Here is a 13,173-nt window from a genome sequence, read left to right on the forward strand (position 1 = left end):
GGGATGGCCCATTGCGACTGAAAAAAGTTGCAACAAGGTCTTGCAATGCAGGACTTTTTCTCTCCGCCCGCGCCCAGCCCGCATGAAATGCGGCTCCAACAAAAAGGACGTCGATTTGGCGCGGCTTGGCGGACGTTTTTGTCGCCAAAAGCGCGCCGCGCAAGACCTTTCGTGGCCGGCGTTTTTGTCAGATAAGTGTGCACCTGCGGATGCCGGCTGCACCAGGTCGGCCTGTCAGCCGCCCATCACATATGCTTATCGGGAAAATACGGGGGTAAAAAGCCGCAACGGTTACGCAGATAGTCCCAATCAAAGCCGGGACCGGGGTCGGATTTGCGTCCCGGGGCAATGTGTTCGTGTCCCGCGATGTGCGCAACCGGGTAATGGCCAGCGATCGCGGGCAACAGGGCGAGCAGGGTTTCGTACTGGGGTTGCTCGAAGGTGTTGCCTTCCAGTCCTTCGAGTTCTATGCCTATGGAGAAGTCATTGCAGTTGCTTCGCTCGCCAAAGCGCGACTGCCCTGCATGCCAGGCCCGGTCATCGCAGCTGACGAACTGCCACAACTCGCCTCCACGCTGAATGAAGAAATGCGCGGAAACCTGCAGACCTTCCATTTGCTTGAAGTAAGGGTGTGCGTTCCAGTCCAGCGTATTGCAAAAAAGCTGCTGCACCGCATCTCCTCCGTACTCGCCGGGTGGCAGGCTGACGGAGTGCAGCACCACCAGATCGACAGCCACGTCTTTGGGGCGTGGTCCGAAATTGGGCGAATCACAGCGGCGTGCAAAGGCGTACCAGCCATCTCGCCACGTGATCGGGTCCACGGCAGGGGGGCTATTCATCGGAATCCTCGCCGCTCACGTCTGGTGCATCGATCTTGAGCCTGGCTATGCGGTAGCGTATTTGTCGCAACGTCAGTCCCAGCTGTTTGGCTGCCAGGGTACGGTTGAATCCGGTTTCCCGCAACGCACGCACCAGGATGCTGCGCTCCTGCTCGTCCAGATAGCGTTGCAGGTCGTCCGGCAAGGGCGCTTTGGCCGCCGGGGTCTCCACCGCCTGGGGAGGCGTTGAAGTGCGTTGGGGGGAGGGCATGCAGCGCTCAAGCTCTATGCCCGAGAGTTCGAGGGCGTTGCCTTCGCTGAGGGCCAGCGCACGGTGCAGAATGTTTTCCAGTTCACGCACGTTACCCAGCAAGGGCAGTCCGGCCAGGCGCGCCATGGTGTGGGCGGGGACCTGCCGCATGGGCAGGTCGGAATCCCGGGAAATGCGCTCCAGCAATGTCTGGCACAGCGCAGGCAAATCCTCCGGGCGCTCGCGCAGAGGTGGGATGTCTATGTCAATCACGTTGAGGCGGTAGAACAGGTCCTGACGGAAAGTGCCTGCGACGACTTCGCTGGGCAGATCCTTGTGGGTTGCACTGACGACGCGCACATCCACAATTTCCTCCTGGGTGCTGCCCAGGGGGCGTATTCGCCGCTCCTGGATGGCTCGCAGCAGCTTGGCCTGCATGGGCAGCGGCAGATCGCCAATTTCGTCCAGAAACAAGGTGCCTCCGTTGGCCGCCTGGAAGAAGCCTTCACGGTCATGTGTGGCGCCGGTGTAGGCCCCTTTCTTGGCACCGAAGAACTCCGCTTCCAGCAGGTTCTCGGGGATGGCACCGCAGTTCACTGCAACCCATGGGCCATCGCGGCGGTGGCTGTTGGCATGCAGTGCCTGGGCTACCAGTTCCTTGCCGGTCCCGGATTCGCCGCGCACCATCACCGGCGCCATGCTGCGCGCCACTTTGGCAACGCGCTCGCGCACGGCGCGCATTGCTGGCGAGTCGCCCACCAGGCGCTGCAGTGCCTGCTCCCCCTTTCCGCCTAGCGCTGCAGCTGGTGTATCTGGCGGCGTAGGCAGGACGTCGGAGGCCGTTGCCGCGGCCGTGCGTGCGCCCAATGCCGCGGCGCTCACCACTGCGCGGAACTGCTTGAGGTCCACCGGCTTGGTGAGATAGTCAAATGCACCCGCCTTGAGGGAGTCCACCGCATTCTCGGCAGATCCATACGCGGTGATCACGATGCAACGCTCTTGCCGCTGCTGCGCGCGCAATCCCTTGAGCAGATCGATGCCGGAGCCATCCGGTAGGCGCATGTCGGTGATTACCAGATCAAATCGCTGCCTGTTGAGCTGCTCCCACGCCTCTTGTATGGTCGCGGCGGCATCCACCTGGTAGCCCTCGCGTAGCAGCGTGAGCTCATACAGCGTACGAAGATCTGGTTCGTCGTCAATGACCAGGATTTGGATGTCAGTCAATGGGTGTGTGGAGGCCATACGGATGGGGTTGCTTCCTCATTGTCCGGGACGGCACCGGCGACGCGTACCAGGGTGATGGCAAAGGCATTTCCATCCACCATCTGGCCATCGACTGCGCGCCGGCTGCGTTCATAGGCAATGCTGGCTCCGTGCCCTTCACAGAGTTGGCGACAAATATAAAGCCCCAAGCCACTGGAGCGGCTCTCGGATGAGAAAAAAGGTTCAAACAGGTGACGCTCCACGGTCTGGTCCAGTGGCGGGCCTTCGCTCCAAACCTCCAGAGTGGCAAATTCTCCCTGGGGGACATAAGTCTGTACCCGGATATTGTGAGGCACGTCGCTGGAGAAGCGGCGTGCATTGTCCAGCAGATTGACCAGCACGCGGCGCAGATGGTCACCTTCAAATTGCACGGTGGTGGGTACATCTGCCAATGTGCACAGCAGGCGTTGACGGCAGTGGTTTTGCTCCCCCCATTCGTTGCAGATGCGTTGGGTGGTCGAGTTCAGCGCCACATGCAATGCCGTGAGCCCACCTTCCCGCGGTTGTGCCCGCGCCGCATCCAGAATGTCGTCCACGATTTTGGACAGGCGCTGCGTGTTCTGATGCACCATGCGGGTCAACTTCTTGTGACGCAGTTCGCTCAGGTCTTCCTCCAGCAGCGCATTGGCCTGTGAAATTGCTGCCAGGGGGTTGCGGATTTCGTGCGCCACCGCTGTGGACATGCGGCCCATGCTGGCGAGCTTTTCAGTACGCATGCGTGCTTCCTGCTCTCTCTGGTCCTTCATGAACAGCACGCACAAACTCTCCCCGCCAAGCGCCTGCGGATTGGTGGGCCGGGTGCTCACATGGATGCGACGCGGACCCCTTTCGGGGGAGCGGATACTGATGTCCTCTTCCTGGGCCATTGCCAGGGCAAAGCTGCGCTGCGTCAAATCAAGCAGGGGTTGCCATTCGGCTCTTTGCTGCAGATGGCTGAATGATTCCGGCGACTCCGTGGCGTCCGCCATCAATGCGCGTGCTGCCGGATTTGCCGCGCGGATGGCGCCCTGCCGGTCCACAATCAGCACCCCATCGGGCAGGGACTCAATAACCAGTTCGTTGACCTGCCGTTGCAGGTTGACTGCCGCCTGGCTGCTGCGTACCCGCAAACCCTCACTGGCCAAACGGGTGGACAGCTGATTGGCAAGCAAAGCGATGGCAAAGTAGCCCGCCCCAGTGAGGGCGGCCTGCAGCAGCGTGACAGTGGTGCCGGTGCTGACCTGCAGTAATTCGGGCAGGGTGCTGCCGAGCAGCAGCACCGTCACCCCGGCGGCGGTACCGAGCGCCAGTCGCAAGGACCCCAGCACCGATGCCAACAAGATTGGCAGGGCAAACAACGGCGTGTAGTTGACCGGGCTGCCCTGCAGGATTTGCAGCGAAGAAAACGCCAGCACGTCCAGCCCGACCAGCCGGATCCAGTGGCGGTTGAACCGATCACCGAGAAACAGAGGTTTGCCAAACAGTCCGGTGGTCAGGGTGCTGGCGAAATACGCCACACTGATGAGGAGCAGCCAGATGCTGTGTGTAGAGCCAGTGGCCCGCATGGTGATCTGCATGGCCACCAGCACCAGACCCAGCGTCAGACGGGCCGTCATGAAGCCCTGCCAGATACGAGAGAACTCGCGTGTATCGTCCGTATGGATATCCGTACCCGACGCTGCTACCGGTCCCAGCCAGGAGCGCACGCGGGCAGACACGGACATCAGGGCTCCCGGGCCAGGCGGTGCGCGGCGCTGCAGTACACCGCCTGTGCGCCGTGTACGGCCTCGGTCGCCGGCAGATGCACACCGCAGTGCGCACATACCACCATGGCCGCGGCACCTGGGGGGGGCGCACTCTTGCGCACTGCCTTGTTCACCTTGTTGGCACGGGAGTGACGCCACTGGAATGCAAACACCATGAAGATGAAGAACAGCAGTAGGAACTTCACGGTGCGCGTCCCAGAATGATCTCCAGCACAAAGCGTGACCCCACATAGGCCAGCAGCAAAAATGCCGACCCCATGTACAACACCGTGGTGGCCCGCTTGCCGCGCCAGCCGAAACCAATGCGTCCGACCAGCAGCACCACGAAGGTCAGCCATGACAGTACCGAGAACACCGTCTTGTGGTCCCAGCGCCAAGCGTGGCCATAGACCACCTCGCCAAACAGCATGCCGACCACCAGCGTGGCACTGAGCAGCACGAATCCGGCACCCACGAAGCGATAGGTCAGCCGCTCCAGGGTCAGAAGCGGCAGTCCACTGTGGGAGTCCTTGCCAGAGCGAATGCGTCGCTCCGCGTGGTTCATGAACCATGCATGCACCACCGCCATGCCGAACAGGCCGTAGCAGGCCACACCAAAAGCCAGGTGCACCGGAAGCCAGACCGAGGTGGTGGCGGGCATGACACTGCCCGGAAACAAATAGGCCAGCATGACAGCAATGGCGCCAATGGTGCTGAGCGTCCAGCGCGTCGGGAGCTGCGGGTAAATCAGGCTTTCCACCGCATATACCGCAGCCACCAGCCAGGCGGTGACCGAGAGGGCCGTGGCAAAACCGAAGTGCGGCGGATCGCCCAGCAGTGCCAGCGCCAGCAAAGCCCCCTGCAATAGCCAGGCTACTCCCACCCACAAATGGGCGGACCGCACTCCCATGCGGTTGACCAGAACGGCTGGAAAAGCATAGGCCAGCGCGGACAGAACCGACAGAATCAGCGGAATGGGGGACGCACTGGCTAAAATCATGTGCACAGTTTAGCGTTTTGCATTCCGCCAGCTTCGTCTGGCGCCCAAATACAGGTTCCGGCTTGCCGGACTTTTCACCCATGGCCTCCGCACTCACCGACAAACTCAGCCGCCTCGTCAAAGAACTCCGCGGGCAGGCGCGCATTACCGAAAGCAATGTCTCCGATATGCTGCGGGAGGTCCGCATGGCACTGCTGGAGGCCGATGTGGCACTTCCGGTGGTGCGTGATTTCATTGCACGCGTCAAGGAAAAGGCGCTGGGCCAGGAAGTGCTGGGCTCGTTGCAACCCGGTCAGGTGCTGGTGAGCATCGTCAATCGTGAGCTTGCTGCCACGATGGGCGAGGGCATCAGCGACATCAATCTGGCGGCCCAGCCGCCCGCCGTGATTCTGATGGCGGGTCTGCAGGGTGCAGGTAAAACCACGACCACCGGCAAGCTGGCCAAACACCTGATTGAAAAGCGCAAGAAAAAGGTGCTGACAGTCTCGGGCGACGTGTACCGCCCGGCCGCCATCGAACAATTGAAGACGGTGACAGCGCAGGCCGGCGCCGAGTGGTTCCCCAGCACGCCAGACCAGAAGCCGGTGGACATCGGCCTGGCAGCCCTGGACTACGCCAAGAAGCACTTTTTTGACGTGTTGCTGGTGGACACCGCGGGGCGTCTGGCCATTGACGAAGCCTTGATGCTGGAAATCAAGCAGCTGCACGCCGCCCTCAACCCGGTGGAAACGCTGTTCGTGGTCGACGCCATGCAGGGGCAGGACGCGGTCAACACGGCCAAGGCATTCAAGGACGCGCTGCCGTTGACCGGCATTGTGCTGACCAAGACCGATGGCGACTCGCGCGGTGGTGCAGCGTTGTCGGTGCGTCAAGTCACGGGGGCGCCCATCAAGTTTGCCGGCGTGAGCGAAAAACTTGACGGCCTGGAAGTGTTCGATGCAGAGCGCCATGCGGGGCGTATTCTGGGCATGGGCGACATCGTTGCGCTGGTGGAGCAGGTCACTTCCGGCGTCAACATCGAAGCAGCGCAGAAACTGGCCGCCAAGGTCAAGAGCGGTGCCGGTTTCGACCTCAACGACTTCCTGGCGCAGATTCAGCAGATGAAGCAGATGGGCGGGCTCTCCAGCCTCATGGACAAGCTGCCCGCCGCCATGACGGCCAAGGCTGGTCAGGTCGACATGGAGCGCGCCGAAAAGGACATCAAACGCAAGGAAGGCATCATCCACAGCATGACGCCGCTGGAGCGCGCCAAGCCCGAGCTCATCAAGGCCACGCGCAAGCGCCGCATCGCCGCGGGCGCGGGTGTTCAGGTGCAGGAGGTCAACCGCATGCTCAAGGAATTCGAGCAAATGCAGGAAATGATGAAGAAGATGAAGGGCGGCGGCATGATGAAGATGATGAAGCGCCTGGGTGGAATGAAGGGCATGAAAGGCATGCCCGGCATGCCTTTCTAGGCAAGCACTTCCGTCGTCACCACTTCACCACGTAAGGTGTAGCTGCGCGTCTCGGTGATGCGCACATCCACCATCTGGCCGATCAGCCGGGGTTGGCCGGCAAAGTTCACGACCCGATTGCACTCGGTGCGGCCCATGAGCTCACCGCTGTCACGCTTGGAGCTCCCTTCCACCAGCAGGCGCTGCACCGTGCCCAAGCGGCTTTCGCTGATGCGGGTGATGTTGGCGTTGATGGCGCCTTGCAGGTGTTGCAGGCGGCGCAGCTTCACATCGTGCGGCGTGTCATCGTGCAAGTTGGCCGCAGGTGTGCCCGGGCGCGGGCTGAAGATGAAGCTGAAGCTGTTGTCAAAGCCGATGTCGTCGATCAGCTTCATCATCTTGTTGAAGTCGTCTTCCGTTTCTCCGGGGAATCCGACGATGAAGTCGCTGCTCATGGCCATGTCCGGACGGATGGCGCGCAATTTGCGCACCGTGCTCTTGTATTCCATGGCGGTATAGCCGCGCTTCATGGCCATCAGGATCTTGTCGCTGCCGTGCTGCACCGGCAGATGCAGATGGCTGACCAGCTTCGGGATTTTGTCGTACGCGGCGATCAGGGAAGGCGTGAACTCATTGGGGTGGCTGGTGGTGAAACGCAGGCGCTCAATGCCGGGAATGTCGGCCACGTATTCCAGCAGGGTGGCAAAGTCGGCAACTTCAGAGCCGCCAGTTCCCATAGGTGCGCGCCAGGCATTTACGTTCTGGCCCAGCAACGTGATTTCCTTCACACCTTGGTCGGCCAGTCCGGCCACTTCCACTAGCACGTCTTCAAACGGACGGCTCACTTCCTCGCCCCGGGTATAGGGCACCACACAGTAGCTGCAGTATTTGCTGCAGCCTTCCATGATGCTCACAAAAGCGGAAGCGCCTTCCACCTTGGCGGGCGGCAGGTGATCAAACTTTTCAATTTCCGGAAAGCTGATGTCCACCTGCGGCTTGTTCTGGGCCGCGCGTGCCGCCAGCATCTCCGGCAGCCTGTGCAGGGTTTGCGGGCCAAACACCACGTCCACATAGGGCGCGCGGGCGATGATGGCGGCACCTTCTTGGCTTGCCACGCAGCCACCTACGCCGATCTGCACGCCTTTCTTCTTGAGGTGCTTGATACGGCCCAGGTCAGAGAACACCTTTTCCTGGGCCTTTTCCCGCACCGAGCAGGTGTTGAAGAGAATCAGGTCGGCCTCTTCCACGTCCTGCGTGGGCTCGTAGCCCTGGGCCGCGCCCAACACGTCGGCCATCTTGTCCGAGTCGTACTCGTTCATCTGGCAGCCAAAGGTTTTGATAAAGACTTTTTTGGACATGGAGCAACTCCGCGAAATACAAGGATGCAGCGACGTGCTGCAAAGAGGGGCTGCCGCGCAGGCGGCGAAAGCAAAAGGTGCCAGCCGCCATGGCGGCTGCAGGGGCTACTGCTGGGTGGGCAGTTTGAGTGCGGCTTCCGCGTCGGTCAGTATCCAGACGTCATGCACTTCACCGGTCGGGTTGCGCACGTAGTTCACCACCAGGCTTTGGCCCACGATGGAACCGGACAGCACCAGCAGGTTGTTGGTTCCCCGGATCCGGGAGCCGGGAGAAAGCCGGTCCGACTTGCCATCCATCTGGATGATGGGCGGATAGGTCACCACCATGGTGCCGCGCATGGCGTTGGGCGGGAAGGGGCGCACATTGATTTGCGCCTGTGCCAGGGCGGTCATGCCCAGCAAGGGCAGGGCCAGCAAGGTGCGCCGCAGACGCGACGGGTGTTTGAAGTTGCAGCGGTTCATGGTGTGTATCCAGAGGCTGTGGAGGGAATGGTCGGGATGCTATCACGCGTCCAGAAACCAAAAAGCCCGCCAAAAGGACAGCGGGCTTGGGGAATTTGGTGGTGATAGGTGGATTTGAACCACCGACATCAGCATTATGAATGCTGCGCTCTAACCAACTGAGCTATATCACCGAAGGCCGCAATTATAGCAAGTCCAAAAGGACTTTTGCCAGCGGCCTTTTGATCGGGCTTCAGGCGTTGCGGAATTCGGCCTTGCGCTTGTTCACGAAGGCGTCCATGCCTTCCTTCTGGTCGGCGGTGGCGAACAGTGCGTGGAACAGGCGGCGTTCGAACATCAGGCCATCGGACAGGCCGCTTTCGAAGGCGCGGTTGACCGTTTCCTTGGCTGCCATGGTGGCAATCTGGGAGTAGCCGCAAATCATCAGGGCGGCACCCAGCGCCTCTTCCATCAGCTTGTCCTGCGGAACCACGCGGCTGACCAAACCGGCGCGCTCGGCTTCGGCGGCGTCCATCATGCGACCGGTCAGGGCCAGATCCATGGCCTTGGACTTGCCCACGGCGCGGGGCAGGCGCTGCGTACCGCCGGCACCGGGGATGATTCCCAGCTTGATTTCGGGCTGGCCGAATTTGGCTGTGTCGGAGGCGATGATGAAGTCGCACATCATGGCCAACTCGCAGCCGCCGCCCAGTGCAAAGCCGCTCACCGCAGCGATCACAGGTTTGCGGATGCTGCGAATGATTTCCCAATTGCGGGTGATGAAATCGTCACGGTAGGCCTCGGTAAAGGTCTTGGTGGCCATGGCGGTGATGTCGGCACCCGCAGCAAAAGCCTTCTCACTGCCGGTGATCACGATGCAGCCGATGGCTTCGTCGGCATCAAAAACCTTGAGCGCATGGCCTAGCTCGATCATCAGCTGCTCATTGAGGGCATTGAGCTGCTTGGGACGGTTGAGCGTGATGATGGCAGCCTTCTCGCCTTCCACACGGGTGGTGATGCATTCATAGTTCATGGGGTGGTCTCTCTAAACGGGAAATCAAAACTATAGCGGAGCGGGTCGCTCCAGCCAGCGGTTGACGGCATCGGCATCGCGCTGGGCCAGGCGTACCGCCGTGCTGGGCATCGGCATGGACAGCTTGAGTGTGAGCAACAGCTTGTCGCGTGCCACCGTCACCACCACCTTCTTTGCATTGCCGCAGTACAGCGTCAGATCGTCCAACGTCAGCATGCGCCAGGGGCCGCTGGCTTTGGCAACATCAGCTTGCACGGCCAGCCATTCATCGCCTGCGGCGAAACCGGCTTTTTCGGCCACACCGCCACGCAGCACCTGCTGAATCGTCACCCCGCCAGACTCCTTGACACGCAAGCCCAACTGTTGCGCCACTTGGTCCGGCTCGCGGTGCACCTGCACGCCATTGCGCTCCAGCAGCTCGGCAACCGGGAGCTCCTGCGTGCTATGCACCCAGTGGCTGATTTCCTTGGCAAACGAGCGCTTGCCCAAATCCTGCAGTACGGCCAGCAGGTCCTGCTCCGTCATGGGGCCGGCCTTGCAGCGGGCCCACAGAGACTGCATCACTGCGTCCAGTGTGGTGTGGCCTTCTGCGCGCAAGGTCAGGTCCAGGCACAGCGCAACCAGCGACCCTTTGGTGTAGTAGCTGACGGTGGCGTTAGCCGTGTTTTCGTCCTGGCGGTAGTACTTCACCCAGGCATCAAAACTGGCTTGCGCCACGCTTTGCACCAGGCGGCCCGGCGTTTGCTGTACCTGGTTGATGGTCTTGCCCAGCAGTTTGAGGTAGATGGCGTTGTCAATCAGGCCAGCGCGGCGCAGCAGCAGGTCATCGTAGTAACTGGTGAAACCTTCAAAGAACCACAGCAGCTCGGTGTAGTTCTCCTGTGCGTAGTCGTAACGCGCAAACTCAGCCGGGCGCAGGCGCTTGACGTTCCAGGTGTGGAAGTACTCATGGCTGATCAGGCCCTGCAACACGGTGTAGCCCTCAGGCTGCTTGTGTTTGGTGGGCGCCAGGGTCTGGCGCTCCTTGCGCGGCAGGTCCTTGCGGTTGCAGATCAATGCCGTGGAATTGCGGTGCTCCAGGCCGCCGTAGCCGTCGTGTACCGCATTGAGCATGAACAGGTAGCTTTTGAAGGGTGCCGCTTTGGCGCCCTTGGCCAGTGCGCCGTGCCAGAGGCGAATCTCTGCTTCGCAAATGGCCTTGGTGTCGGCAACCAGCTTGTCGCCATCGAAGCTCTCGGTGGCACCGGACACCACAAAGCGGTGCGGTATGCCGTAGGCCTCGAACTCGGCGCTCCAGAAGGTGCCCATCTCCACCGGACAGTCCACCAACGCGTCGTAATCGTCGGCCTGGTAGCTGCCAAAGCCGGACTTGAGCACGCGCAGCGGGGCAAGGCCGGTAGCCAGCTTCCAGGCTGGGGCTTGCGCAGGCACGGCGATATCCACGGTATGAGGCAGTCCCTCGGCACCGGCTACCTTCAGAAATAGACTTGTGCCGTTGAAGAAGCCACGTGTGGCGTCCAGCCAGGCGGTGCGCACCGAGCTATCAAAGGCGTAGACCTGATACTGCACCTGCAGCGCAACGCCGGGCTTGCAGCTCACCAGCCAACTGGCCTTGTCGCGCTGCGTGGACGCCACGACCCGGCCGGATTGCCGGCATTGGAGCTTCTGCAGGTTCTTGGCGAACTCGCGCACCAGATAGCTGCCCGGAATCCACACCGGCAGCTGCAAGAGCTGCTCGGCCTGGGGCATTGGAATCGTCAGCGTGACATTGAAAAGATGCGCGTGCAGGTCGGCAACTTCAACCTGGTAACGAATGCCTTGTGCGCGGTCCGCGGGAGCTTTCCCCCGGCTCATGACTTGGCTTCAGCCAGGCGTTTTTCGATTTGCTTGGCGTCAATGGCGCCCGGTACACGCGTACCGTCCACAAAGATCAGCGTAGGTGTGCCATTGATCTTGTAGGTGCGGCCCAGTTCCACATTGCGCTTGAGCGCGTTGGTGTCACACATCTGCACGGAGTTTGGAATGGGCACCTCGCGCACCATCCAGTCTTGCCAGACTTGGCCGCGGTCCTTGGCGCACCAGATGGCCTTGGATTTTTCCAGGGAGTCCGGCCCCAGGATGGGGTAGAGGAACATGTGGATAGTGACGTTGTTGACCGTTTGCAGTTCGCGTTCAAAGCGTTTGCAGTAACCGCAGTTGGGGTCTTCAAACACCACCAGCTTGCGCTCGCCGGTGCCGCGCACGATGGTGAACGCATCCTTGTAGGGCAGGGTATCCACCTTGATGGCGGTGAGCTTGTCCACCCGTTCTTCGGTCAGGTTGCGGTGCTGCTTGGTGTCATACAGGCTGCCCACCATCAGGTAGTCACCCTGGGCGTCGGTGTAGTAGACCTCGGTGCCGTTGACACGGATTTCGTAGACACCGGGCATGCCGGTCTTGCTGACCTCGTCAATGGCCTTGAGTTCCGGGAAGCGCTGGGTGATGTTCTTGCGGATAGTGGCTTCCTGGGCAAGGCAGGCTGCCGAGACAGCAAGGGTTAACAAGGCAAGGCCGAAGCGGCGCAAAGTGGCGGTTTTCATAGGGTTCTCTGGGTAAGGGGTGAGGAGATCAGGCGACACCGGGGGCGTTGTGCAACGTGCCCATGGCACGGCCGGTGACCCAGCGCTTGAGCGGTCCGCTGCGTTCGAAACCACGCATGCCGATGCTGCGCAAGGTCTGCCAAGTTGGATGGTTTTGCTGGAATATCTGTTGCAGTGCGTCTCCGGAGCCGCCAACGACTGCGAAATCGGCCTTGCGTGCACGTTCGTAGGCGCGCAGCAACTTGGGGTCACCCACACTGCGCCAGTAGGCGCGCTGGTCCAGGATGCGCACGAGTTCGGCCACATCTCCCAGTCCCAGATTCAGGCCTTGGCCCGCAAGCGGATGCACGTTGTGGGCGGCGTCGCCGGCCAATGCCCAACTGGCACCGTGTGCGTGGCCCACCCAGCGGCGCGCCTGCGCGGCCTGCAATGGCCAAACCTTGCGTTCGCTGCTGAGACTCAACGCACCCAGGGCGCCGTGGCTGGCAGCGTCCAGTTCGGCGCAAAAGTCCGCCGCAGTCGCCGCCTGCATTTCCTGTGCGCGCTCGGGGCGCAGGGACCATACCAGAGCACACACATTTCCTTGAGCACCACCCAGCGGCAGCAAGGCGAGGATGTCGCCATTGTCAAACCACTGGCGCGCCACTTGGGCATGCGGCACTGCGCATTCCACGCGGGCAGCCAAAGCCCATTGGTTGTAGGGCTTGGCATCAAATTCCACACCGAACTCGCGCCGGGTGGCGCTGGCGCGGCCTTCGCACACCACCGTGAGTTCTGCGTTGGCCGGTGTATCCACCATCTCAATCAGGGGCTGAAAGCGCACGGCCTCCTTGAGCAAGCCTTCGAGCACCGGCACATCCACGATCCAGTTCAAGGCATCCACGCTATGCTGTGTCGCGTCGAACACGACGGGCTCGTGCTGCTCGCTTTGCACTTGCATGCGGGTGACAGGGGTGGCATGCAGGGCGTCCGGCCAGCAACGTACAGCCTCCAGTACGCTGCGCGACGCGGGGCTGAGTGCATAGGCGCGCACATCCGAGTGGGCCGCGTCCGCGGGCGCGGCCTGCGCATACAAGGCAACACGCAGCCGCTTGGCCGCCAGGTGCAACGCCAGACTGCGCCCCACAATGCCTGCGCCACGGATACAAACGTCATAAGTTTTCGACATGGGATCATTGTAGAAGGCTGGTGCACTGAAGCACTCCTGGCATTGCATACACTTGGTGTCCAAGCGGGGATTTGTTCGACAATCGCCGACTGACCGCAAATACTCC

At 61.5% G+C, this 13,173-nt stretch carries 12 protein-coding genes and 1 tRNA gene; 1 reads left to right on the forward strand and 12 read right to left on the reverse strand.

Annotated elements, in window-relative coordinates:
• Positions 1-245: 245 nt before the first annotated feature.
• The 5 genes from ampD to AC1RMF_RS12910 are packed head-to-tail and all read right to left on the reverse strand — an operon-like array spanning position 246 to position 5,055.
• Positions 246-839, reverse strand: a complete 594-nt coding sequence (gene ampD, locus AC1RMF_RS12890; protein WP_342620732.1) for a 1,6-anhydro-N-acetylmuramyl-L-alanine amidase AmpD — start codon at positions 837-839, stop codon at positions 246-248.
• Positions 832-2,310 (reverse strand): sigma-54-dependent transcriptional regulator, encoded by a 1,479-nt coding sequence (locus tag AC1RMF_RS12895; RefSeq protein ID WP_446738018.1) that lies wholly within the window; start codon positions 2,308-2,310, stop codon positions 832-834. The genes ampD and AC1RMF_RS12895 overlap by 8 nt, the downstream gene beginning before the upstream one ends.
• Positions 2,289-4,034 (reverse strand): two-component system sensor histidine kinase NtrB, encoded by a 1,746-nt coding sequence (locus AC1RMF_RS12900; RefSeq protein ID WP_493141902.1) that lies wholly within the window; start codon positions 4,032-4,034, stop codon positions 2,289-2,291. Before AC1RMF_RS12900 ends, AC1RMF_RS12895 begins: the two co-directional genes overlap by 22 nt.
• On the reverse strand, positions 4,034-4,261 hold the full coding sequence (locus AC1RMF_RS12905) for a PP0621 family protein (protein ID WP_342620735.1): 228 nt from the start codon (positions 4,259-4,261) through the stop codon (positions 4,034-4,036). Before AC1RMF_RS12905 ends, AC1RMF_RS12900 begins: the two co-directional genes overlap by 1 nt.
• Positions 4,258-5,055 (reverse strand): cytochrome C assembly family protein, encoded by a 798-nt coding sequence (locus AC1RMF_RS12910; RefSeq protein WP_342620736.1) that lies wholly within the window; start codon positions 5,053-5,055, stop codon positions 4,258-4,260. The genes AC1RMF_RS12905 and AC1RMF_RS12910 overlap by 4 nt, the downstream gene beginning before the upstream one ends.
• A gap of 80 nt (positions 5,056-5,135) precedes the next feature.
• Between AC1RMF_RS12910 and ffh the strand changes: the two genes are divergently transcribed.
• Positions 5,136-6,509, forward strand: a complete 1,374-nt coding sequence (ffh, locus tag AC1RMF_RS12915; RefSeq protein ID WP_342620737.1) for a signal recognition particle protein — start codon at positions 5,136-5,138, stop codon at positions 6,507-6,509.
• Here the strand turns inward: ffh and miaB are convergent.
• From miaB to AC1RMF_RS12950, 7 genes are all read right to left on the reverse strand, one after another.
• Positions 6,506-7,846, reverse strand: coding sequence for a tRNA (N6-isopentenyl adenosine(37)-C2)-methylthiotransferase MiaB (miaB, locus tag AC1RMF_RS12920; protein ID WP_493141905.1), 1,341 nt, complete (start codon positions 7,844-7,846; stop codon positions 6,506-6,508). The two genes, ffh and miaB, sit on opposite strands and share 4 nt — an antisense overlap.
• 105 nt (positions 7,847-7,951) lie before the next feature.
• The gene (locus AC1RMF_RS12925; RefSeq protein ID WP_493141907.1) at positions 7,952-8,308 is read right to left on the reverse strand and encodes a hypothetical protein; all 357 of its coding nucleotides are present in this window, start codon (positions 8,306-8,308) and stop codon (positions 7,952-7,954) included.
• A gap of 96 nt (positions 8,309-8,404) precedes the next feature.
• Positions 8,405-8,481 (reverse strand) — tRNA-Met (locus tag AC1RMF_RS12930).
• Positions 8,482-8,540: 59 nt separating this feature from the next.
• Positions 8,541-9,320 (reverse strand): enoyl-CoA hydratase, encoded by a 780-nt coding sequence (locus tag AC1RMF_RS12935; protein WP_493141908.1) that lies wholly within the window; start codon positions 9,318-9,320, stop codon positions 8,541-8,543.
• Positions 9,321-9,350: 30 nt separating this feature from the next.
• Entirely contained in the window at positions 9,351-11,174 is a 1,824-nt protein-coding gene (locus AC1RMF_RS12940; protein ID WP_493141909.1) for a M61 family metallopeptidase, read from the reverse strand.
• Positions 11,171-11,899: a DsbC family protein gene (locus AC1RMF_RS12945; RefSeq protein WP_493141911.1), complete on the reverse strand. Its 729-nt coding sequence runs from the start codon at positions 11,897-11,899 to the stop codon at positions 11,171-11,173. Before AC1RMF_RS12945 ends, AC1RMF_RS12940 begins: the two co-directional genes overlap by 4 nt.
• A 28-nt stretch (positions 11,900-11,927) precedes the next feature.
• On the reverse strand, positions 11,928-13,067 hold the full coding sequence (locus tag AC1RMF_RS12950) for an FAD-dependent monooxygenase (protein WP_493141913.1): 1,140 nt from the start codon (positions 13,065-13,067) through the stop codon (positions 11,928-11,930).
• Positions 13,068-13,173 lie beyond the last annotated feature (106 nt).

This window comes from Rhodoferax sp. GW822-FHT04A08, assembly GCF_058801025.1.

Bases quoted from the DNA above. Each gene is read 5' to 3' on its own strand.
- AC1RMF_RS12945 (WP_493141911.1), bottom strand. From the start codon at position 11,899: ATGAAAACCGCCACTTTGCGCCGCTTCGGCCTTGCCTTGTTAACCCTT.
- ffh (WP_342620737.1), top strand. From the start codon at position 5,136: ATGGCCTCCGCACTCACCGACAAACTCAGCCGCCTCGTCAAAGAACTC.
- miaB (WP_493141905.1), bottom strand. From the start codon at position 7,846: ATGTCCAAAAAAGTCTTTATCAAAACCTTTGGCTGCCAGATGAACGAG.
- AC1RMF_RS12910 (WP_342620736.1), bottom strand. From the start codon at position 5,055: ATGATTTTAGCCAGTGCGTCCCCCATTCCGCTGATTCTGTCGGTTCTG.
- AC1RMF_RS12935 (WP_493141908.1), bottom strand. From the start codon at position 9,320: ATGAACTATGAATGCATCACCACCCGTGTGGAAGGCGAGAAGGCTGCC.
- AC1RMF_RS12950 (WP_493141913.1), bottom strand. From the start codon at position 13,067: ATGTCGAAAACTTATGACGTTTGTATCCGTGGCGCAGGCATTGTGGGG.
- ampD (WP_342620732.1), bottom strand. From the start codon at position 839: ATGAATAGCCCCCCTGCCGTGGACCCGATCACGTGGCGAGATGGCTGG.
- AC1RMF_RS12940 (WP_493141909.1), bottom strand. From the start codon at position 11,174: ATGAGCCGGGGGAAAGCTCCCGCGGACCGCGCACAAGGCATTCGTTAC.
- AC1RMF_RS12900 (WP_493141902.1), bottom strand. From the start codon at position 4,034: ATGTCCGTGTCTGCCCGCGTGCGCTCCTGGCTGGGACCGGTAGCAGCG.
- AC1RMF_RS12895 (WP_446738018.1), bottom strand. From the start codon at position 2,310: ATGGCCTCCACACACCCATTGACTGACATCCAAATCCTGGTCATTGAC.
- AC1RMF_RS12925 (WP_493141907.1), bottom strand. From the start codon at position 8,308: ATGAACCGCTGCAACTTCAAACACCCGTCGCGTCTGCGGCGCACCTTG.